Origin of the sequence: Bradyrhizobium sp. AZCC 1610 (genome assembly GCF_036924515.1) — a bacterium.
Lineage (GTDB): Bacteria > Pseudomonadota > Alphaproteobacteria > Rhizobiales > Xanthobacteraceae > Bradyrhizobium.
In genome coordinates, this window is sequence record NZ_JAZHRR010000001.1 from 4,425,036 (window position 1) to 4,446,889 (window position 21,854).

The 21,854-nt window shown below is 62.7% G+C and carries 19 protein-coding genes; 6 read left to right on the top strand and 13 right to left on the bottom strand.

The window, feature by feature from the left end; translation table 11 throughout:
* Positions 1 to 69: 69 nt before the first annotated feature.
* Positions 70 to 1,068 carry a glutaminase A gene (glsA, locus tag V1279_RS22015; RefSeq protein ID WP_334440070.1) on the bottom strand — a complete coding sequence of 333 codons (999 nt, stop codon included), beginning with the start codon at positions 1,066 to 1,068 and terminating at the stop codon, positions 70 to 72.
* Between the two features lie 540 nt (positions 1,069 to 1,608).
* Between glsA and V1279_RS22020 the strand changes: the two genes are divergently transcribed.
* Together V1279_RS22020 and V1279_RS22025 are read left to right on the top strand one after the other, a co-directional pair.
* Positions 1,609 to 2,130 (top strand): DUF1269 domain-containing protein, encoded by a 522-nt coding sequence (locus V1279_RS22020; protein ID WP_334440072.1) that lies wholly within the window; start codon positions 1,609 to 1,611, stop codon positions 2,128 to 2,130.
* A gap of 36 nt (positions 2,131 to 2,166) precedes the next feature.
* A complete protein-coding gene (locus tag V1279_RS22025; RefSeq protein WP_334440074.1) occupies positions 2,167 to 3,897 on the top strand; it encodes a metallophosphoesterase family protein in 1,731 nt (576 codons plus the stop codon).
* Here the strand turns inward: V1279_RS22025 and V1279_RS22030 are convergent.
* Positions 3,894 to 4,916, bottom strand: coding sequence for an AI-2E family transporter (locus tag V1279_RS22030; protein ID WP_334446518.1), 1,023 nt, complete (start codon positions 4,914 to 4,916; stop codon positions 3,894 to 3,896). The genes V1279_RS22025 and V1279_RS22030 overlap by 4 nt on opposite strands.
* 188 nt (positions 4,917 to 5,104) lie before the next feature.
* Here V1279_RS22030 and V1279_RS22035 point away from each other — a divergent pair, with 188 nt between their 5' ends.
* On the top strand, positions 5,105 to 6,763 hold the full coding sequence (locus V1279_RS22035; protein ID WP_334440076.1) for a caspase family protein: 1,659 nt from the start codon (positions 5,105 to 5,107) through the stop codon (positions 6,761 to 6,763).
* A 91-nt stretch (positions 6,764 to 6,854) separates the two neighbouring features.
* Here the strand turns inward: V1279_RS22035 and V1279_RS22040 are convergent, their stop codons facing one another.
* The 4 genes from V1279_RS22040 to thiD all read right to left on the bottom strand — a co-directional run bounded on the left by V1279_RS22040 (position 6,855) and on the right by thiD (position 10,814).
* Positions 6,855 to 7,844, bottom strand: coding sequence for a threonine ammonia-lyase (locus tag V1279_RS22040; RefSeq protein ID WP_334440078.1), 990 nt, complete (start codon positions 7,842 to 7,844; stop codon positions 6,855 to 6,857).
* 53 nt (positions 7,845 to 7,897) lie between these two features.
* On the bottom strand, positions 7,898 to 8,956 hold the full coding sequence (locus tag V1279_RS22045) for a glycosyltransferase family 4 protein (protein WP_334440081.1): 1,059 nt from the start codon (positions 8,954 to 8,956) through the stop codon (positions 7,898 to 7,900).
* A complete protein-coding gene (locus V1279_RS22050; protein ID WP_334440084.1) occupies positions 8,953 to 9,765 on the bottom strand; it encodes a UDP-2,3-diacylglucosamine diphosphatase in 813 nt (270 codons plus the stop codon). The genes V1279_RS22045 and V1279_RS22050 overlap by 4 nt, the downstream gene beginning before the upstream one ends.
* A gap of 248 nt (positions 9,766 to 10,013) precedes the next feature.
* Complete coding sequence (thiD, locus tag V1279_RS22055) at positions 10,014 to 10,814, bottom strand: bifunctional hydroxymethylpyrimidine kinase/phosphomethylpyrimidine kinase (RefSeq protein WP_334440087.1); 801 nt, start codon at positions 10,812 to 10,814, stop codon at positions 10,014 to 10,016.
* A 133-nt stretch (positions 10,815 to 10,947) separates the two neighbouring features.
* Here thiD and V1279_RS22060 point away from each other — a divergent pair, with 133 nt between their 5' ends.
* Positions 10,948 to 11,193 (top strand): Lrp/AsnC ligand binding domain-containing protein, encoded by a 246-nt coding sequence (locus tag V1279_RS22060; protein WP_029583462.1) that lies wholly within the window; start codon positions 10,948 to 10,950, stop codon positions 11,191 to 11,193.
* Between the two features lie 229 nt (positions 11,194 to 11,422).
* Here V1279_RS22060 and V1279_RS22065 read toward each other — a convergent pair whose 3' ends face one another.
* Both V1279_RS22065 and V1279_RS22070 read right to left on the bottom strand, forming a co-directional pair.
* Positions 11,423 to 11,785 (bottom strand): DUF6665 family protein, encoded by a 363-nt coding sequence (locus V1279_RS22065; protein WP_334440089.1) that lies wholly within the window; start codon positions 11,783 to 11,785, stop codon positions 11,423 to 11,425.
* Positions 11,786 to 11,917: 132 nt separating this feature from the next.
* On the bottom strand, positions 11,918 to 13,174 hold the full coding sequence (locus V1279_RS22070; RefSeq protein ID WP_334440092.1) for a lanthionine synthetase C family protein: 1,257 nt from the start codon (positions 13,172 to 13,174) through the stop codon (positions 11,918 to 11,920).
* Between the two features lie 326 nt (positions 13,175 to 13,500).
* Between V1279_RS22070 and V1279_RS22075 the strand changes: the two genes are divergently transcribed.
* The gene (locus V1279_RS22075) at positions 13,501 to 14,304 is read left to right on the top strand and encodes a J domain-containing protein (RefSeq protein WP_334440094.1); all 804 of its coding nucleotides are present in this window, start codon (positions 13,501 to 13,503) and stop codon (positions 14,302 to 14,304) included.
* A 24-nt stretch (positions 14,305 to 14,328) separates the two neighbouring features.
* Here V1279_RS22075 and V1279_RS22080 read toward each other — a convergent pair whose 3' ends face one another.
* A complete protein-coding gene (locus V1279_RS22080; protein ID WP_334440096.1) occupies positions 14,329 to 15,264 on the bottom strand; it encodes a c-type cytochrome in 936 nt (311 codons plus the stop codon).
* 168 nt (positions 15,265 to 15,432) lie between these two features.
* On the opposite strand from V1279_RS22080, the gene V1279_RS22085 reads away from it, so the two are divergent.
* A complete protein-coding gene (locus V1279_RS22085; RefSeq protein ID WP_334440099.1) occupies positions 15,433 to 15,855 on the top strand; it encodes a CHRD domain-containing protein in 423 nt (140 codons plus the stop codon).
* 212 nt (positions 15,856 to 16,067) lie between these two features.
* Here V1279_RS22085 and V1279_RS22090 read toward each other — a convergent pair whose 3' ends face one another.
* From V1279_RS22090 to murJ, 4 genes are all read right to left on the bottom strand, one after another.
* A complete protein-coding gene (locus V1279_RS22090; RefSeq protein ID WP_334440101.1) occupies positions 16,068 to 16,514 on the bottom strand; it encodes a c-type cytochrome in 447 nt (148 codons plus the stop codon).
* A gap of 105 nt (positions 16,515 to 16,619) precedes the next feature.
* Positions 16,620 to 18,929: a xanthine dehydrogenase family protein molybdopterin-binding subunit gene (locus V1279_RS22095; RefSeq protein WP_334440103.1), complete on the bottom strand. Its 2,310-nt coding sequence runs from the start codon at positions 18,927 to 18,929 to the stop codon at positions 16,620 to 16,622.
* A 302-nt stretch (positions 18,930 to 19,231) separates the two neighbouring features.
* Positions 19,232 to 20,104: an outer membrane protein gene (locus tag V1279_RS22100; protein WP_334440106.1), complete on the bottom strand. Its 873-nt coding sequence runs from the start codon at positions 20,102 to 20,104 to the stop codon at positions 19,232 to 19,234.
* 170 nt (positions 20,105 to 20,274) lie between these two features.
* Positions 20,275 to 21,819, bottom strand: a complete 1,545-nt coding sequence (gene murJ / locus V1279_RS22105; RefSeq protein WP_334440109.1) for a murein biosynthesis integral membrane protein MurJ — start codon at positions 21,817 to 21,819, stop codon at positions 20,275 to 20,277.
* Positions 21,820 to 21,854 lie beyond the last annotated feature (35 nt).

Below are 21,854 nucleotides of genomic sequence, written 5' to 3' on the forward strand. Positions count from 1 at the left end.
CCTCCCGAGTTGCCCGGTTTTTGGATCGACCGAGCCATCGACTCGACCAAGCCGCTCTTTGCATCTGCGTCAGTTTTCCGGCTGCGATACGAACAGATCCATTCCCAGCCGCTGCGACAGGAATTTAGCCGCCAGTTGTCCCTTCACGCTGTTGCCGGCCGCATCGAGCGGCGGCGCGAAAGTTCCGAAGCCGCCTTTGCCCGGAGAAACCGCGACGATGCCGCCGCCGATCCCGCTCTTGCCCGGCAGACCGATGTCGTAAAGCCAGTCGCCAGAAGTCTCGTACAAGCCGGCCGTAATCATCACCGTAAGCGCATAGTGACAGACGGCCGCGTCGACCACGCGTTGTTTGGTGACGGGGTTGACGCCACCATCCGCCAGTGTCGCCCCCATCACCGCCAGATCGCGGGCGCTCACATTCAGCGAGCACTGCCGGGTGTAGAGATCGGTTGCCTGCCTGGCGTCGCAATAGATGCGGTCGTAGCTCTGCAGCAGCCGGGCGATACTGCGGTTGCGATAGTTCGTTTGCGACGCCGAGGCGTACACCTCCTCATTGAGCGTGAGCTTGCGCCCCGCAAACCGCGACAGCCCGTCGTGGATGAATTGCCATTGACCTTCCGCCGTCAGGCCCGGCACGAGGCTCGTCGTCGCGATCGCGCCCGCATTCACCATCGGATTGGTCCGGCCGCCGCCCTGCTCGATGGCGGCGAGCGAGTTGAACGGCAAGCCGGTGGCGTTCGCCCCAAGTCTTGTGCGCGCTTCCTCCGGACCGATCGTCTCGCACACCAGCGCGAACACGAACGGCTTCGACACGCTCATGATCGAGAATTTATGTTCGGTGTCGCCGGCCTCGTAGACGCGCCCGCTGGTGCCTACGACGCAAACCCCGAACAGCTCTCGCGGCACCCTGGCGAGCGCCGGATAGACTTGTGAATTATGCCCGTCGCCGTTCGACTTGAAACGCCGATACGCGTCAGACACCAGCCTCTGCACCATGTCAGGCTCAGGCAGATGCCCCGTCGAAATATATGGCCGTTCTGCTTGTTCCGAGATCGAAGGCAAGTCCATCGGACTCCTCCACCCGGGCTTGAACAATCCTGCTCGCGGACTGTCGAGCCGTTCGGCAACACGAGTTACATGCTGAGAAGCGATCTCCGTCGACCGCTTCAGCTTCTTGTGACTTGCAGCGAGCATAAGGTTCGAAGGTGCATCGAGTCAATCACACAACCTTAAAGTAGGTTTGCGGTGGGTGTGCTCCGCTACAAAATTTTGTGACAAATCACGTTGCGCTCACGCTGCATCGACAAACCTCGGCGAATTAGAAACCAATTTGACCGAGAGCCGTCACGGTTTGATGAGAGCGGAACGATCAGCGAACCGTGATCCGTTCGCTCGCAGGTTGTGATACCGTTGCAGTTGTGCCGCATGGCTGCCAAGCGATCCAAGCGACTCGCCGCCATTAAGTCGACGCCCCTCGCCGGATCGTCCTCACCGCTAGCGGATTTTCCGGCAGCGGCGTTGCGCTGCGCGGGTGAAGGAGCTTGACCCGTCAAAAGCGCCCTGGGCGGCCAACAGCATGTCCATCATATCGAGTTGGAGGATACGGAGATGTCAGATCTAGTCGCGATCATCTATCCATCCGAGGCAAAGGCCGAAGAAGTGCGGCAGCGTCTGTTCAAGCTGCAGAAGGAATATCTGATCACGATCAGCGATGCAGTGATTGCAGTGAAGACGGAGGCTGGCCCGGTCAAGCTGAACCAGCTCGTCAATACGACGGCGGTGGGCGCCGTATCGGGCAGCTTCTGGGGGCTCCTGATCGGCGTCATCTTCCTCAATCCCATCCTTGGTGTTGCGCTCGGCGCGGCTTCCGGAGCGCTCGGTGGCGCCCTGTCGGACTACGGCATCGACGACGCCTTCATGAAGGAACTGTCGGCAAGCATGCAGCCGGGCAACGCCGCGCTGTTCGTGCTCATCAAGAACATTACGGCGGACAAGGTGCTGCGGGAGATTCAGGACGCGGGCGGCACCGTGCTCAAGACATCCCTTGACGATACCAAGGAACAGCAACTTCGCGACGCACTGGCGAAAGCCAGCACCGAGCCGGCCACGCCCAAAACAAACGCCGCTTGAGCGGAGCAACCGAACTCCGCCGGCCCCCGGGACCGCATGCTGATCGATCCGCGCCACGGCGATATCGAGGACGATGCCGCCAGTCCCGGGCAGCGGTCCCTGCTTGCAATCGCCGGGAGCCTGCTGGTCGAAATCAGTTTGCCCAAACTGCTGTTTGCCTGGACGGTGTTGCTGTTGTTGCCGGCAGTGCTTCTGGGTCTGGCTCCGTTGCTGGTCTCCGCCTGGTTTTCAACCTTGTCGGAACAGCTTGCCACACTGACCGAGATCGGCACGGCCCTCGCCTTGCTTGCGATCGTCGCGGTGGGATGGATCGGATGGCGACCGCTGTTGCGGATCGCCGAGGTCAATTTCTGGTCGCTCAACGCGCTCGCCGTGCAGCCTGGCTACGCGTTCACCCGCGAAGCGCTGCGCCACCTGACGGAGCGGATATGGGGCAGGAAGCTGACCATCGCCGGCCGGGCGAGGTTACGCAGCGCCAATTCGGTTGCGGCCGGTATCATGCTGTCCGCATGCGCCGTGGTGATTGCGATGCTGGCCTGGCCCGCCTCGCGTTGGACGGGCGCCTGGAACGACCTGGTCTTGCTGCATCGCCTCGCCGTGCCGACGCTGGCAAATGCCGTCGTGCTGCTGTCGATATATTTGGCGGTCGCATCGCTGGCTTGGGGATTAGCGGATGCCAGCATGCCGCAACCGGTCGATCTCGCCGCCTTCGACACCGCCTCCTCCGGCGGCCGTAGCTGGCGCGTGGCGCATCTGTCGGACCTTCACGTGATCGGCGAACAATATGGCTTTCGCATCGAAAGCGGACGGTCGGGACCGCGCGGCAATGGCCGGCTCGATCAGGTCCTGGCGCATCTCGCCGCCATTCATGCGATCGATCCACTCGATCACGTTCTCATCACCGGCGATATGACCGACGCCGGCCGCGCCGGCGAATGGGCCACATTCCTCGACGCAATAGCGCATCATCCGGAACTTGCCGCGTGCACGGTCATGTTACCGGGAAATCACGACGTCAACATCGTCGACCGCGCCAATCCGGCCCGGCTCGATCTGCCGTTCAGCCCGGGCAAGCGGTTACGGCAAATCCGCACCCTGTCGGCGATGGCCGCCGTGCAAGGCCATCGCGTGCGCGTGGTCGATGCCTTGGGAACGCCGACCGTAACGCTGAACGAGGCGCTGGCGCCGCACCGCGATGCGATCGTGGCGCTTGCGGAGTATGGCGGCCTGCGCCGTGCAGCGGCGCTGCGTGGCTTGTTCGACGACCAGTTTCCGATGATCCTGCCGCCAGAGGCGGAAGACGGCCTCGGAATAGCCATCCTGAACTCCAATGCAGAGACCCATTTTTCCTTTACCAACGCGCTCGGGCTGGTATCCGTCGAACAGACCCATCGTTTCGAGGCGGCGATCCGCCATTATCCGGCAGCACGCTGGATCGTCGCATTGCACCACCATGTGGTGGAGTATCCCATGCCGGTGAAGGCATTCTCAGAACGCATCGGTACGGCACTGATCAACGGCAGCTGGTTCGTGCGCAGGCTGGAAGCGTTGGCCGGTCGCGCCGTGGTGATGCACGGTCACCGCCATATCGACTGGATCGGCGCATGCGGTTCGTTGAAGATCATCTCCGCGCCCTCGCCGGTGATGAATACGACCGATGATGCGGCCACGCATTTCTATATTCACACGCTGGCGGCTGGGCCAGATGGACAGCTTGGTCTGATGCCGCCGCAGCGGGTGGAGATTGCCGGCGAGAAAAACTCCTAGAGCTTGCCCGGCTTCATCTGATCCGGTCCGCCGAGCAGATCGGCGACCCAGCGGCTTGACGGATGCGCGGCGCAGAAGGTCAGAATGGCCAGCGTGATCGGCACGCCGATGAAGGTCCCGAACAGCCCCCACAGGAACGTCCAGAAGAAGATCGCGAACAGCACGACGACAGGCGAAATCGACAACATGGAGCCGGCCACCCGCGGCTCGATGTAGCTGCCGACCGCGAACTGAATGACGTTCAGGCAGACGAAGACGCCGAGGACCGCCGGCCAGCTCTCGAACTGCGTCATCGCCAGCAAGGTCGGAAACAGCGTTGCGACGAAAGGACCAATGAACGGAATATAATTGAGCACGAAGGCAATCACGCCCCATTCGAATGCGAACGGCAATCCGGCCACCCACGCAAATGCGCCGACCAACAGGCCGGTCACCGCACTCATCTTCGTCCGCACCAGCAGATACTTTCGGAATTTCGCCGCTGTCGCCGTACTGCCGTCGAGCAGCACGCGGGCTGCGGTAGGATTATCCAGCCGCTCGATCTTTTGCCTGATGTTCTCGACTTCGAGAAGTCCGAGCATCACGTAAACCAGCGCGATCACCCAGAAGCTGAGCGTGGTATTGACGCGCCCGGTGACATACTGCGTCGCGCGCAGCAGCCAGCCTACGTTGAAATGTTCGGCCCACAATCCGGCGACCGAGACGCCGTGGCCGTCCAGCCAGGTTACCATCGCTGAATAGAAGGCCTGATAGCGCGGCAACTCCGCGACCAGCGATCGTCCGACGCGACCAAATCCCCAGGCCGCGAGGGAGGCAAAGCCGAGACAGATCGCCACCGTGACGACGACGGTGATCGCCAGCGCGACAAGCTTCGGCATCCACGACTGCAGCCGTTTCTGAATCGGCCACACGATGGCGATGACAAAAACGGCCGCCGCAAGCGGCGCGAATACCCTGCTCGCCTGCGCCAACGCCGCGGCGACCAGCACCACCGCGATGATTCCGATTGCGGTCTTCAGCCCGAAGCTTACCCCATTTTGGGTTCCTTCGACCTTCCAGCAACCCGAGATTGTCAGCTACCTCACGCCACGGCAAGAGCGGGACACGGCGCGCCGCAAGCGTGACCGGCGTCACGTACCGCCATGCGGATGCGGCTTAGCGTTCCCACAGCAAATCTCGCCGCGAGATTCATTTGAGGAACGCTGCCATGTCCCGTTTTAAGTCAACGCTATTGCGCGCCGGTCTTCTGGCAAGCCTGTTGAACTTCAGCACCGGCGCAACTCTCGCCGAAGCCCCCAATGCCGATATCCGCAACGGCATGCAATCGCCGCCTCCCGCCGACCAGCGCATTGCGCTGGTGATCGGCAATTCGAATTACCAGACCGCGCCAAAGCTCGCCAATCCCGGCAACGACGCGCAATCGATGGCGCAGCTTTTGAACTCGGCGGGCTTCGAGGTCACCCAGGCGACCGACCTGACACGCCGCGACATGGTCAAGGTCGTGCAGGATTTCTCCGCCAGGGTCGCCGAGCGCGGCCCCGGTACCGTCGCCATGATCTACTATGCCGGTCACGGCGTGCAGGTGGCGGGCGAGAACTATTTGCTCCCGGTCGATGCGAAGATCGCTGCGCCGTCCGATCTCGACGGCAACTCGGTCCGGCTCGTCGACGTGATGGGCACGCTGGAATCGATCCCGAGCCGGATGCGCATCGTCGTGCTCGACGCCTGCCGCAACAATCCGTTCCCGGAGGTCAATGACACCGGTCGGGGTCTCGCCATCGTCGATGCCCCCAAAGGTTCGATCGTCGGCTACTCGACCGCGCCGGGCATGGAAGCGCAGGACGGCGACGGCAACCACAGTCCGTATACGTCGGCCTTCCTGAATGTCGCGCGCGAACCGAACCTGCCGATCGAACAATTGTTCAAGCGCGTGCGGCTCCAGGTGAACAACACGACCGACGGCCGGCAGACGCCCTGGGAAAGCTCGTCGCTGACCTCCGACTTCTACTTCTTCGGTGATACGGCGGTCGCCGCAGTCCGTGCACCGGATCGCAGCCCGATCGTCCAGACCGCGTCGAACCTGCCGTCACGCTCGGTGCGCCAGGCTTATGACTATGTGCTGTCCGAAGGCTCGCCCGAGCATTATGAGGAATTCATCCGGCTCTACCCGCATGACCCGCTGTGCGACCGCATCCGCGTGTTGCTCGGTAACCTGCAGGTGGCAAAGGCGTGGCACAAGGCGGTGCTTGCGAACTCGCCCTTCGCCTACAAGACGTTCCACGACAATTATTCCAACAGTCAGTACGCCAAGTCTGCATTGAAGCTGCAGGGTGCGCCGAAGGCGGTGCATCTGATGCAGTTCACGCATCTGGCGAAGCAGTCGCCGTCGTTCAAGCCGGGGAACTTCGGCCACACACCGACGCTGGGCATCTCCAAGGGTAACCTTGGCGCTCAGGCTCATATGCCCTCGCAGTCGAAGATCGTTACGCTGCCCGCCAAGGGCGGGATCAACCCGGCCAACGTCGGCAACAACAACGGCAATCCAGGCAAGGTCACCACCCTGCCCGGCAAGATCAACCGCACGCCCGTCAATGTCGGCAACAACGGCAAGGTGACGACACTGCCCGGCAAGATCAACGCCAATCCCGTCAACGCCAGCAAGGGCACGACCTTCCCCGGCAAGATCAACAACCGGGTCACCACCAGACCCATGGTCACGACCAGACCTATGGTCACCACCGCGCCGCGTCGTTTCAACAGTGGTATGGGCGGCGGAGGTTTCAGCAATCGCTTCGCCGCAGGCCCGTCCCGCAGTTCGTTCGGTGGCAGCGGCTCGTTCGGCGGACGCGGCGGCTTCAGGCGCTGACTCTAACCAAAGAGCTTAACCAAAGAGCTTCGTACAATTCGAATCCGGGCAGAGCACACGCTCTGCCCGGTTCCGTTTGAGACGGGTTGATTCAGGCGACCAGCTTGGCAAACAGGTCCGCGTCGACATTGCCGCCGGAGAGCACGATGACGACGTTCTTGCCCCTGGCGTCGATACGGCCGGCCAACAGTGCAGCGAGACCGACGGCGCCGCCGGGCTCGACCACCAGCTTCAATTCCCGATAGGCATAGGCGACCGCCGCGCCGACTTCCTCGTCGGAGGCGATCACGCCATTCGCGAGCAGCTTGCTGTTGATCGAGAAGGTGAGTTCGCCCGGCATCGCCGCCATCAACGCATCGCAGATGGTGCGGCCGGCGGCGTGATGGGCCTCGCGATGGCCGGCGCGCAGCGACAAGCCGTGGTCGTCATAGTCCTTGGGCTCGGCGACGATTACCTGCGCTTGCGGAAACCTTGCCTTCACCGCCGTCGCAACGCCGGCGATCAGCCCGCCGCCCGATGCCGGTGCCACCACGATATCGGGGACGAGCCCGAGCGCCGCCATGTCCTCGGCGATCTCGCGTCCCGCGGTGCCCTGGCCGGCGATCACGAAGGGATCGTCGTAGGGGCGCACCAGCGTCGCGCCGCGCTTGGCCGCAATGCCGTTGGCGATGGCTTCGCGGTCTTCCTTGTCGCGGTCATAGAGCACCACCTCGGCGCCATAGCCCTTGGTGCGCTCGCGCTTGGTGAAGGGAGAGTCCGCAGGCATCACGATGGTGGCCTGCATGCTGAGGATCTGCGCCGCCGCCGCCACGCCCTGGGCGTGGTTGCCGGAAGAGAACGCGACCACGCCACCGCTGCGCTTGTCCAGCGGGATCGAGGCCAGCTTGTTGAAGGCGCCGCGGAACTTGAACGACCCGGTCCGCTGCAGCATTTCGGGCTTCAGAAAGACCTTGGTCCCGACGCGTTCATTGAGAACAGGAAACGACAACAGCGGCGTCCGTACCGCAAAAGGCGCGACCACCCTGGCGGCGGCCTCGATATCGGCCGCGCCAATGGGTGGATTTTGGATGGATTCTGGCATCCGCCATTTGTATCGCGCTCGCCGACAGACGGGCAAGACGATTTAGCGTGAATTCAGGCTGCGAAATGCGGGTCTTCTGCCCCAAATTCGGCCACCTCGCCTTCCTGCTCGATCGGGCGCACATTCAGGGCATGTTCGATGAAAACCCGCGTGGAGGCTTGCCAGGTGTGGGCGCCGGCGAATTCGACGCAATCTTCGCGCGAAACCTGCAGCGCATCCAGGCAGGCCGCACGCAGATCCTCATCCAGGACGCCGACCGGCGCCGAGCCGATCACGTCGCGCGGACCGGTGACCGGAAAGGCGGCAACCGGCAGGCCGCTGGCCAGCGCCTCCAGCAGCACCAGGCCAAACGTGTCGGTCCTGCTGGGAAAGACGAAAATATCAGAGGCCGCGTAGATTTCGGCCAGCTCCTCGCCGTGCCTTGCACCCAGGAACACGGCGTTCGGATATTTCCGCTCCAGCGCCGTCAGGGCCGGTCCATCGCCGACGACGAGCTTGGTGCCGGGCAGATCGAGGTCGAGGAAGGCTTCGAGATTCTTTTCAACCGCGAGACGCCCGACGCTGAGATACACCGGCATCGGCAGGCAGAGATCGACGCTCCGCGGATGAAACAGCGAGGTATCGACGCCGCGCGACCACAGCACCACGTTGCGAAAGCCGCGCATGCGCAATTCGGCCGCCAGCGCCGGCGTTGCCGCCATCACCGCCTGGCTCGGCCGGTGGAACCAGCGCAGCACCCGCCATACCCAGGATTCAGGGATCGGCGAGCGCGCCGATACATATTCCGGAAAACGGGTGTGAAAGCTCGTGGTGAACGGCAGGCCACGCTTGCGGCAATAGCGCCGCACGAGCAACCCAATCGGGCCCTCGGTCGCGATATGAATGCTGTCGGGCTTTGCCGCTTCGATCAATTGCGCGATTTTTGCCGGATACGGCAGCGCCAGCCGCAGATCCGGATAGCTCGGCATCGCGAAGGTGCGAAACGATTGCGGCGTCAGGAAACTCACCTCGACGCCGAATCCCTTGGCCGCCTCTGCCATCATGGTCAGCGTCCGAACCACCCCGTTGACCTGGGGATGCCACGCATCGGTCGCGACCAGGATATGCGTCATGCGGCGCGCGCCGCGACGCGGGGAACGGGTGCTGCCCTTCGCTGCGGATCGGTCCAGGTGATGATCTCGAACCGGCCGTCCTCGTGCTCGGCAAGCGCGGTGCAGCTTTCCACCCAGTCGCCGCAATTCATGTAGCGGATGCCGTGCTCGTCGCGAATGGTGGCGTAATGGATATGGCCGCAGATCACGCCGTCGGCGCCGTGCCGCCGCGCTTCGCCGGCCAGGGTCTTTTCGAACGCGCCGATATAGTTCACGGCGTTCTTGACCTTCAGCTTCGCCCATTGCGACAGCGACCAATACGGAACGCCGAACATGCGCCGGAAGAAATTGACGAGGCGATTCATCTGAATGGCGAAGTCATAGGCCTTGTCGCCGAGATGAGCGAGCCAGCGCGCGTTCTGCACCACGAGATCGAAGATGTCGCCGTGGATGATGAGGTAGCGCTTGCCGTCGGCGCCCTCATGAATGGTGTTTTCCACCACATCGATGCCGCCGAAATGCGTGCCGTAATAGTTGCGCAGGAACTCGTCGTGGTTGCCCGGCACGTAGACGACCTTGGCGCCCTTGCGCGCCTTGCGCAGCATCTTCTGCACGAAGTCGTTGTGCGATTGGGGCCAGTACCAGCTCGACTTCAGCGCCCAGCCATCGACGATATCACCGACGAGGTAGATGGTGTCGGCGTCGTGGCTCTTGAGGAAATCCAGCAAACGGTCGGCTTGCGAGCCGCGGGCTCCGAGATGAACGTCGGAGATAAACAAGGTCCGAAAGCGCCGTTCCGGGCTTTCTTCACTCAAGGAGTCACTACCCATACCTGTCCCCTGACAGATTTCTGTGACAGGGCGATGACTTGTTCACGCCGCGATAACCCACGAGAATCAATGCCGCGCCCCGCAACTTGCGGATAGCAGCGCGATGCGACAGGCAGGCGACATTGGAGAGGCAATACGTAGCCCGGATGGAGCGCAGCGCAATCCGGGGCCGGTCACGCGAGCGGATTCGGTCGCCCCGGATTTCGCTTCGCTGCATCCGGGCTACAAGACGCCCCTCGTAGCGACCGCTAGTAAAACTTGTGAAAATGATGGATCGGGCCGTGGCCATGCCCGACGCTGAAGCGATCTGCTGCGGCAATCGCAGCGCTAATCCACGCCTTGGCGTTGCGCACGGCGGTCTCCATGCCCTCGCCCTTCGCGAGCCCCGCGGCAATCGCCGAGGAGAGCGAGCAGCCGGTGCCGTGGGTATTTTTTGTGGCGATGCGCGGCGCGGCGAGTGCGATGACACCAGAGGAATCGATCAGATAGTCGATGCACTCGGCGCCCTCGCCGTGGCCGCCCTTGATCAGCACCGCCTTGCATCCCAGGGCCAGCAATTGCCTGCCTTGCTTCTCAACGGCAGCTTCGTCGGCCGCCACGCCTTCGTCGAGCAGCGCTGCGGCTTCCGGCAAGTTGGGCGTGATCACCGACGCCAACGGAATGAGCCTGGTCCGCAGCGCATCGATGGCTTCAGTCGCGAGCAGCCGGTCGCCCGAGGTTGCGACCATCACCGGATCGAGCACGACCTGCTTCGGCGACCAGCGCGCCAGCCCCGCGACGATAGCGTCGATAACCGGCGGCTGCGCCACCATGCCGATCTTGACCGCGCCTACCGCCAGATCGGAAAACACCGCGTCGATCTGCGCGGTCACGAACTCGGCCGGCACCTGGTGGATGCCGCTGACGCCCTCGGTATTCTGCGCGGTCAGCGCCGTGATCACGGAGGCGCCGTAGACGCCGAGCGCGGCAAACGTCTTCAGGTCCGCCTGGATGCCGGCGCCTCCAGAGGAATCGGAGCCCGCGATGGTCAGCGCGATTGGCGTCGTCATCGCAAGCCTCGCGCAAATCGTGTGTTGAGGACCATGGATTTGTTCTACCGCGCCATGGCATGGGCAGCAAGCTGGCTTGCCATTGTCAGCGGTTTTTGGCCTATTGGGGCCAACATTTTTGGAGACGATAGCGATGGTTCCCTTCTTCGTTCAGTTCAAATGCAAGCTCGGCCAGTCCTATGCCGTCGCCAATGCGCTCGCGGAGGCCGAGATCGCCTCGGAGATCTATTCCACCGCTGGCGATTACGATCTGCTGGTCAAGTTCTACGTCGACAACGACACCGACATCGGCCATTTCGTCAACGAGAAGGTGCAGGTGATTCCGGGCATCCAGGACACCCACACCATCATCACCTTCAAGGCGTTCGGTACGGGCTAGCAACGGCGGCCCCGCCTGCCCGCAATCGCCGTCGACTTCGCCCGGCGCACGGCCACGCCCGCGGCCTCAGGGAGTGCGCGTCCTGTCCGAGACATCAGTCACTTCTGGTCGGTTGAAGGCCTTCATTGAGCAAGCGCTCATCGCGGTGGGCTTGCCGGACACCGATGCGGCAAACGATCGCAGCCCTGATGGCGGCGAGTTAGCGGCGACACGCCGCGAAGGGCGAGTTTCAGAACATTGGCGCCGGCGCGTCCTCAACCTCTATGGTCTTCATCGGATGGATGCTCGGCGTGGCCAATGGACCCATGCGGGCAACCACGTCGTTCGGCACCCCGTAGACCTGTATCACGTGGTCGATTTTGTTGAGACCGTAGGCCTCGCGTTGCACGACGAAGAGCCAGAGCGCATATCCCGCCTGCTCGACGAGACCATCGCGGATTTTTCGATCGGAATTGGCCGTCCGCGGGCATGCGGCAAGTGCCGCTAGCGCGGCCTCAAGCCGCCGTCCAAGCCGTCCGAGCGCCGACGCCCTCTCCTGGGCGATCTCATGTTCGAGAGTTGCGTATCCGGAACGAACCAAATCCAACGCCATATAGGCGCACTCCGAAACGTGCCTGCCAACTACCTCTCATTTTATTGGTCGGCGGCGGTCTGTTCAAGACAAAACGCTGCAGTACGCAAAGCGAAATGGGAGTTGTGCTGGTGACGTGTCGCCGTGTCCGGATCAGAACACGTCGATCGTCGGGAAGCGAGGCTCCCCGGTGATGCAGTCCCAAAGGTAAATTGCAAGACCGACATCGCCAGTCCAAAGCGTATACCGTCCGCGACCAACGGCTACCTGAGCGCCGCGATACTGGACGATGGCCGTCATAGCGAATTGGCGTGCGCGGTCGAGCCACATCGGGTCGTTCGTGCGGCGGTAGAGTTTGAGGAATGCGTAGCCATTCCCGCCCGTGCCGTGGCAAAGGCCCGAGCCCTTGGTAAGTGGTCCGGCGGCCCAGGTGAAGCGACCGGCATCCACAAGAAGTGCGTCCAATTCAGGGGAAGCAAAGGGCGCATCCGCAAATGTCGTCACCATGCCGGGCGCGCCGTGACAATGCTGACAATAGGCAGGCGGCCTCGCGCGCTTGCTTCTCGCGCTCCAATTTGTCCCCATTTCAGATTGCCACGCATTTGCTGCGAGTGTCGCCGGCACAAATCCGGCTACCTGCGCTTGCTGCGTCGGCGTCAACCAGTCCCACCCGTGCAGCAACGGGATGGCGTTGCCAGCGAAGCCGTGAACGGGTCCCAGCCAGCGGTCGTTCTCACCATAGAGATCTTGTGTCCAAAGTTGACCTTGCGGCGTGTCCTCGAGAGCGCCTAACAGCCGGGCCGCCTGCATTTCGAACATCCCGCGCCATCGCGTTTCCCCTGTCATCTCGGCCATGTGGATTGCGGCAATCATGGACCCAGGCATGCCCCACATGAGCTCTCGGATCGGCAGTCCGATATTTGCTTCTGCGCGCCTATGCACAAGATCAGCCAGGCTCGATGTGGGTGCGAGACGCATGGCGAGAAGCGCCGCACCCATGTCGCCCTTGAGCAGCGAGCCATGCTTCCCGTAATCGGTAGGCGAATTGTTTTCGAAGGCGGCGATTGTCCGCTCCAGAAGCCGAGGCAGAACAGGGCGAAAGTCTTCGGCAACGCTGGTCGCACCGATTCGATGCAAGTAGTCTAGCGCCCAAATAACGCCGGCCGCGCCCGTATAGAAACTGGCGTGACCGTCTCCCACGCCGTCGTCGCTTGGATGACCCGGCCAGAACGTCTCGGGATCGAACTGCGCGATAGCATCGGCTGCGATTTCTTCGATCACCGCCCGGGCAGCCAATTCACTCCAGGCATCCTGTGTAAGCGCGCAATGACGACCGGCGACAATCATGCCTGAGGGGGCCTCCTGGGCGCTGCCATCTTCCGACATGTCGAGACCACACGCCAGCGTCACGATGGTGCAGGCTCTTGAGCCGCTCGATGAAGGCAAGCAAAGATGCAGGACGCACCGCCCAAGGTCTTCCTCACCACCATCAGAAGGATGGCTCGTTCAGGGCCGCTTACCCGGAGAGATGGGGCTGGAACCCTCCGTATCGTCCTGCTAGGCTAGGCCGAATAGCTTTGCGGCAACATATGGTTAACGACCGATCTCAATGGCATGCTTTTGCCATCAGAGCATCATCCTACCGCCTTGAAGTTTTTCATTAGCTTAAGCGTCGTCAATCGGGAGCTCCGCGGCGGGGGACCTTCCGAGGGGTGAAACAGTCGCGAGTACCACCAATGGGGACGCTGTACGATCTGCTCGGAGCGCTTCCGAGTGATGACGCCGAGGGATTGCGGGCTGCCTTCCGCAAGGCCGCGAAGGCCACGCATCCCGATATGAACCCTGACAATCCCGATGCTGCGCTGAGGTTCAGGGAGCTGATGCGTGCCTATGACATCCTGACCGATACCGAGCAGCGCGCTACCTACGATCATTTGCTCGCCATAGCGCTGCAGCCTCCGGCGACGCCGGCGACCCACACCTACGAGACCATGCGCAAGGTCGCCTCCAACACGATGGCGGCAACGATCATTTCGGCGGTGCTGGTGGGCGGCTACACCCTGTTCGGACTGTTTTCAAAACCGCCTGGGGCGGCGGAAATGGTGACCGACAGAACCGCCGGCGGCGCACTGGAGGTTGCCGCGCTGCAGCCCGGGGCTCCGGCGCAGGACGAACCGCGCCTCCAGAGCGAGGGAGAGGTTTCAACCGGCGCAGCGGTCACAATGGCCGCCGCAGCGCCCGCAGCGAAGGAAGCCAACGCCGCGCCAATCGGCCGCTTCGAGCCTGTCCCGGGCTTCGTCACGTACAATTTGGGGGTTCAATATTATCCGCGCTTCGCAGCGGCCTATTTCGATCGCGGCGTCGTGATGTACCGGATCGGCGATTCCGATCGCCCGCAAGCTGACATCGCTTCGACCAAGCGCCCCACTGATTTGAAACGAACCAAAACCGCCGCGCCGCCCGTGCCGCGCAAGCCGTTGACGATCGTGCCGACATTGCCGGAAAGGCGTGAGCCGATCACCGCCGCCTTGACTAACTGACGACGCGCGAAGTCACGCTTTCCATCAAGACTTTTGATCGTCCTTTGCCTTCTTCGGCCGTGGTGGTCCCTCGACCGCTGGCAACGACTTCACATATTCCGCGATGGCGGCGCGATCCTCCGGCGGCAACTGCGACGTATTCCTGATCACCCGCGCCATCGATCCACCGGCGGTGTCGCCATCCGGCGTTTGCCCGGTTTCGAGGAAGTAGTCGATGTCTCTCGCGCTCCACTCGGCCAATCTCTTCTGGGTGATGTTGGGCACCCAGCCCTCGCCCTCCGGATTGGGGCCACCTGCGAAGCGTTGCGCCTGGACGATACCTCCGAGGAAGTTGCGCGGGCTGTGGCACTCGGCGCAATGGCCCATACCATTGACGAGATAGGCGCCGCGATTCCACGACGCCGAACGTGAAGCGTCCGCCGTGTAAGGCTTGCCGTCCATGAACAGCCATTTCCAGATGCCGACATTGCGGCGGATGTTGAATGGAAACGGCACGTCGTGGTCGCGTGGCTTGCCGGCCACCGGCGCAAGCGTCTTCAGATAGGCAAAGAGGTCGCGAACGTCATCGACCGTCGCGTGCTGGTAGGACGCGTATGGAAAGGCCGGGAAATAATGCGCGCCGTCGGGCGAAGTCCCCTTGAGCACCGCCGTCACGAAATCCGCCTCGCTCCACCGGCCGATACCGTAAGTGGGATCGGACGAGATGTTGGGAACGTAGAACGTCCCGAACGGCGACGGCATGGCAAGCCCGCCGCCCAGCTTCAGCCGGTCGGGCTGGTTGGGCACAGCATGGCAGGAGGAACAGCCTCCGGCATTGAACGTTGTGACGCCATTGGCAAGGTTCGGCGTGCGGGGCGAAAGCGAGGCCGAGGCAACGACCGCCGGGACTGTCAGCCACCAGAAGGTGCCAGCGCCGGCGACGCCGACAAAAATCAAGCCAAGGAGAATTCGTCGCAGCATTCACCGATCCGTCGTCACGCGTCTCAATTCAATAACCAGTATGGACGCACTTTGCGCCATAGGCTTGCACGAAATTTCGAGGCGTTTGGTGGCGTTTCGGGAATAAATCCGGAAAATCATTGTTTTGAGGCTGACGCTTCCGTTTGACGTCAACCAGGGAGAAACACCATGTCGAACAAGATCATGCTGGTCACGCTTGCGCTCGGGGCAGCGATTGCGTTTGCAGGGCCCGCGTCTGCCGACAAGATGAAGGCGACGCTCGACGGCAAGGCCCAGGTGCCACCCAACACCAGCGCGGCCAAGGGCACCGCCGACATCGACTACGATCCCGCCAGCAAGAAGCTGAGCTGGAAGCTGAGCTATTCCGGCCTGTCCGGCCCTGCCACCGCCGCCCATTTCCACGGGCCCGCCGAAGCCGGCAAGAATGCCGGTGTTGCGGTCGCCATTCCCAATGCGGCGTCGAGCCCGGTCGAAGGCAGCGCGACGTTGACCGATGCGCAGGCCGCGGACCTCGCGGCCGGCAAGTACTACATCAACATTCACACCGCAGCCAATCCGGGCGGCGAAATCCGCGGCCAGGTAACCAAATAAATCAAGTCACCAAGTAAATTTGGTGACGAAGCAGATAAGTTCGAACACGAATAGACAAAAAAAGAAAAGGCTAACACAAAAAGGGCGGACGCTTCGCGGTGTCCGCCCCTTTTTGAGGCCAGAGCATGATCCGGAAAAATGTGTAGCGGTTTTCCCTCGCGACAAACGCGGAACGCGTTTGCGCGGAGATCATGCTCAAAGTTGGAATGCGATCAACCCTTCTTGATCCGGTATGTCTCGTGGCAGCCACCGCACTGCTTGCCGATGACAGGCATTTCCGCCTTTAGCGTGTCGAGATTCTTGATCTTGCCTTTGGCATCGGCGACGACCTTGGCGAAGCTCTTAATTTGGGACTCGAAGCCGGCCTTGTCTTCCCAGATTTTCGGCGAGGGATCGTAATCACCCTCCAGCTTGACACCTTTCATGCTCTCGGGGAACAGCGTTGGAAGGCTCTTGGCGGTGTCTTCGAACTGGGCCAGCGCGGCATTGACGGTCGACTGGTCGTAGGGCTTATCGCCCTTGACCATCGCCGACAACGCGCCGGCGTTCTTGCCATTGTCCTTCATCATGGCCTGGGTCCGCTTGACCTGATCCTGCTGTGCAACGACCGCACCGGCACTGAATGCAAGCACAGCTGCGACGACGACGATCCGCTTCATTGGCTAAATCCCCTTCAATTCGGGTTTGTACCGGCCCCAAAGGTGGTGCGGACCGGTTGTTTGTAAACACCGCATGCGGCGCATCATTCCGCATGCGACAAAATATCAGAGATTATGCCGTTTCTGGGCCTCGCGGATTGCAATCCAGACCCGCTCGGGTGTGGCCGGCATGTCGATGTGATCGATCTTGTACTCGCGCCACAGGCCCTCGATGATCGCATTGACCACCGCGGGACAGGAGCCGATCGCCCCGGCCTCGCCTGCGCCCTTGACGCCGAGTGGATTGGTCGTGCACGGCACGTTGTGCGTTTCGAAATGGAATGACGGGCCGTCGGACGCCCGCGGCACCGCGTAGTCCATGAAGGTGCCGGTGACGAGCTGGCCGTCGGTTGAGCTGTAGACCGCCTGCTCCATCAAGGCCTGACCGATGCCCTGCATCGCACCGCCATGCACCTGGCCGGCGAGCAGCAGCGGATTGAGCGTCACGCCGAAATCGTCGACGATGACGTAGTTGACGATCTTGATGATGCCGGTTGCCGGATCGATCTCGACTTCGGCGAGATGCGTGCCGTTCGGGTAAGTGCCGTCGGCCTGCGCGAAGGTCGCGCTCGCATTCAATTTCGAGGGATCGACGCCCGGGCGCTTTGCGAGGTCCGCGAAGCTGATCGAGCGATCGGTGCCGGCGATGCGCACGACGCCATTGCTGATCTCGAGGTCGCCGGCGCTGGTCTCCAGCGCTTCGGCCGCGATTTCCTTCAGCTTGGCGCCGAGCTCGCGGGTCGCGCGCTCGACGCTGACGCCGCCGGTCGGGATCGACGCCGAGCCGCCGGTGCCGAGACCGGTGGCGATCTTGTCGGTGTCGCCCTGCAGGACGTGGACGCGCTCCGGCGGCACCCCGAACTGCTCGGCGACGAGTTGCGCGTAAGCGGTCTGGTGGCCCTGCCCGCTCGACTGGGTGCCGATCAGGATGTTGATGTCGCCATTGGAATCGAGCGCGACATTGGCGGTCTCCTCGCCCATGGTGCCGCAAACCTCGACATAGCAGGCCATGCCGATGCCGCGCACGAGGCCAGCCTTCTTCGCAGCCTTGGCGCGCTTGGAAAATTCCTTCCAGTTGGCGACTTCCATCGCGCGCTTCATATGCGCGGTGAAGTCGCCGGAATCGTAGACCTTCCCGGTCGCGGTCTTGTAGGGCATCGCCTTCGGCGGGATGAAGTTCTTGCGCCGGATCGCATCGGGCGTCAGCCCAAGTTTTCGCGCGGCCGCATCAACCAGACGCTCGATCACGTAAGCAGCTTCCGGACGCCCGGCGCCGCGATAGGCATCGACCGGCACGGTGTTGGTGAAGACGGTGCGGACGCGGCAGTGGAAGGCCTGGATATCATAGAGCCCGGGCAGCATGCCGGCGCCGCCATGCGGGATATAGGGCCCGAAGGTCGAGAGATAGGCGCCCATGTCGCCCATCAGGTCGACGTCCATCCCTAAGAACTTGCCGTCCTCGGCCAGCGCCATCTTCGCGATCGTGACGTTGTCGCGGCCCTGCGCATCGCCCATGAAGTGATCGGAGCGGTCGGCGGTCCATTTGATGGTCTTGCGCAGCTTGCGCGCGGCCACCGCGATCAACGCGTATTCGCGGTAGGGAAATAGCTTGGTACCGAAGCCGCCGCCGACGTCGGGGCAGATCACCCGCATCTTCTCCATCGGCATCTTCAGCACCATGCCGCACAAGATCTCGCGCAGGCGATGGCTGCCCTGGCTGCCGATCGTCAGCGTCAGATGATCGCGCTTGGCGTCGTATTCGGCAACCGCAGCGCGCGTTTCCATGAAGTTGGTGATGACGCGCGGGTTGACGATCGACACTTCAGCCACCGCATGCGCTTTGGCAAAGGCGGCTTCCGCCGCCTTCTTGTCGCCGACCGGCACGTCGAACAGCACGTTGCCGGGCTTGTCGGGCCAGACCTGCGGCGCGCTCTGCTTGACGGCGTTGACGACGCCGGCCACCGCGGGCAGCGGCGTCCATTTGACGTCGATCGCCTCGATCGCATCGCGGGCCTGGTCGATGGTATCGGCGACCACGAAGGCCACGGCGTCGCCGACATGGCGCACCTCGTCCTTGGCGAGGATCGGGTATGGCGGACCGGTGAAGGGATCGGTTTCCAGGTTGAACAGGCACGGCAGATCGCCGAGATCGCCGACCTCGGCCGCGGTCAGAATCAACGATACGCCCGGCATCCCGCGGGCCTTGGTGACGTTGAGCGTGAATTTCGCGTGCGCATGCGGCGAGCGCAGCATCAGCGCGTGCATCGCAGCCTGTGGCGAATGGTCGTCGGTATAGCGGCCCTTGCCGCGAATGAGCGCGTCGTCTTCCTTGCGAAGAACGCTTTGACCGACGCCGAACTTGATGGGAGCTGCCATCGTATCTCCAATTGTCCTGGAGCACGATGACGCCTTCGAACTGTCATCCGCCCCATCTTTTTGGTTTGAGCATGGCCCTTTCGGAGAAGCGGTAGCCACTTTTCCGGATCATGCTCTAGAAGCGTTCCATATTGCAGCGGTTCGGGCGTCAGCGCAAACCGCTTTCGGCACACCGGTCATGACCTGGTCTTGGCCTGGCGCAACAGACCCGGTGCCCGCTCAGCGGAATTTTTCGCGACTGCACAACAAAAAGCCCCGGACGATGCCGGGGCTTCGAGTTCAGGGAGGAGACTACGTCGAGATCAATACTTCGCGATCACCGGGCCGCCGAAGGTATAGTTCAAGCCGACACGCAGGACGTGGTCGTGGAAGCGCGTGTCCACATCGGCTCTGATCGCGCTGGCCGGCGCGAGCGTGAAGCTACCAGCGCGGAAGCTGTCGAAATCCATATAGAGGTATTCGAGCTTGGCGCTCCAGTTGTTGGTGATTTTGCCTTCGACACCGGCACCGACCGTCCAGCCGAAGCGGATATCGTCGTTCGAGGTAACCGAAGCCACGGCAATGCCGGCCGGCGTTACGCCAGCCATCGTGCCCGTCGTTTTGAACGAACCATAGGCCAGACCGCCCGTGCCGTAGAACAGGACCCTGGGGGTCGCAAGCACGCCGACGCGACCGCGCACAGTGCCGAACCATTCGAGGTGCGTATCGACGGCAAGGCTGGTTCCGGTCACGCCCGGGGGCAGGAACGTCAGGCCGGGAAGGCACGGTCCGCCGATGCCGGTTGCGGCGCAGCTGAACACGCCCCTGCCCTTCTCGTCCGACCACTGCGCGTCGGCTTCCAAACCGAACACCCAGTTGTTGGCTTGCCAGTTGTAGCCGATCTGGCCGCCCGCAATGGCGCCGTCCATGTTGTAGCCGGCGCTGGTGATGGAGCCCGCTGGCGGAGCGATCGGCAATCCAGTGACGGTGTTGAAATACGAAACGTCCGAGTGGCCGCGGCCCCAGCTATAGCCGGCGTTGCCGCCGATATAGAAGCCGCTCCAGTTCCAGACCTCAACCATGGCCGGCGGTGCCTTGGTGTAGCGCGGCGCCATGTCCGCTGCAGATGCCATCGAAGTCGCGGCCATGACAGCCAGTGCCGAAGCTGCGATTGCCTTGAAGGCTGAAGCGCGCATGGAAAACCCTCTTTGAAAAACCGTTAATTGAAACTGGGATCAAGCTAACGCGGAGTCGCCTCTCAATCATGTACGGATCGGCCGCAAATGGCGCTTTTCGGGAACTTGTTGCAAAAATGCCAGAATGCGGCCACAACACGCCCCAATCAAAATTTTTCCTTTATTTACAGTCAATTGCGGCCAGATCTCCGGTCGCGCAGCAGCACGAATAGCCACCCCCTGCCAAACAACAGCAGGATCAGGACCCCGTACACGAAGGCGCCGGCCGCGATCAGCAGCAGCAATGCGGTCTCGTCCCGGAAGGTGCGCATCTGCGCGAAGTAGAAGCTGGCGAATCGTGCGGTGGCCCAAAGCGCGGCGGCGAGCAGGACACCGGCCGCCGCGAACTTGGCGAGCGATGTCATCCAGGCACGGTCGAGTTCGAGGTAGCCTGCCCGCACCGCGAAGAAGAGCACGAGCAAAAGATTGACCCAGGCCCCGATGGCGGTGGCGAGCGCCAGGCCGATTTGCGCCAGCGCGCCCATCAACGCGACCTTCAGCGCCAAGTTGACGGCCACGCCGGTCAACGCCGCCTTGACCGGCGTCGCGGTGTCGTGGCGGGCGTAGAAGGTCGCCACCGCGCTGCGGATGGTCACGAACGGAATCAGCCCGATCGCGTAAGCGGCCAGCGTGGCGCCCGCGGCTGCGGCATCCGCCTTCGAGAACGCACCGCGCGCAAACATCGCGCGCATGATGACATCAGGCACGGTCAGGAAGGCGGCGACGAACGGCACCGAAAACAACAGCGAGAATTCGAAGGCCCGCCGCTGCGCGGCCGATGCTCCGGTGACATCGTTCGCGGTGAGGCGCCGCGACATTTCCGGCAACAGCACGGTGCCGATCGCGATCCCGATCACACCGATCGGCAACTGGTTGAGACGGTCGGCGTAGTACAGCGCCGAAAGCGCGCCCGCCGCCAGAAAGGTCGCGATGATGGTGTCGGCGAACAGCGCGATCTGCGTTCCCATTGAGCCGACGGTCGCGGGGCCCAGCGCCCGAAAGAACGCGCGCACGTCTTCGTCGAATTTGATGGACGCGAATTTCGGCAGGATGCCGGACTTGGCCGCGTCGCCTGCCAGCAGCAGGAATTCAAGGATGCCGGCGAGCAGGACGCCCCATGCGGCGGCGTAGCCCGCACCCGGAAAGAACGCGGCCAGCGCCAGCGTCGCCATCATCGACAGGTTGAGAAAGATCGGCGCGGCGGCAGCGCTTGCGAAGCGATGCATCACGTTGAGCATGCCGCCGTACAGCGTCACCAGCGTGATAAGCAGCAGATACGGAAACGTGATCCGCGTCAGCGAAATCGCCAGTTCGCCGCGCGCCGGATCGTCTTTGAACCCCGGCGCGAGGATAGCGATCACCTCCGGCATGAACATCCAGGCCACGACGAGCAAAACCACCTGGGCGGCAAACAGCAGCGTGAAGATGCGGTCGGCGAACAGCCGCGCCGACGCTTCGCTCTTGCCGTGCAGATGCGCGTAGGCCGGCACGAAGGCCGCGTTGAAGGCGCCCTCGGCGAAGATCGCGCGAAAATGATTGGGCAGCCGCAGCGCCACGAAGAACGCATCCGCGACGGGCCCGGCGCCGAGAATGGCGGCGAGCATGATATCGCGTGCAAATCCGGTTAGCCGCGAGAGCAGCGTGTAACCGCCGACGGTGAAGATGCGTCCGAGCATGCGCCGTTTCTAGCGCAAATTCGCCCAACCGTGAA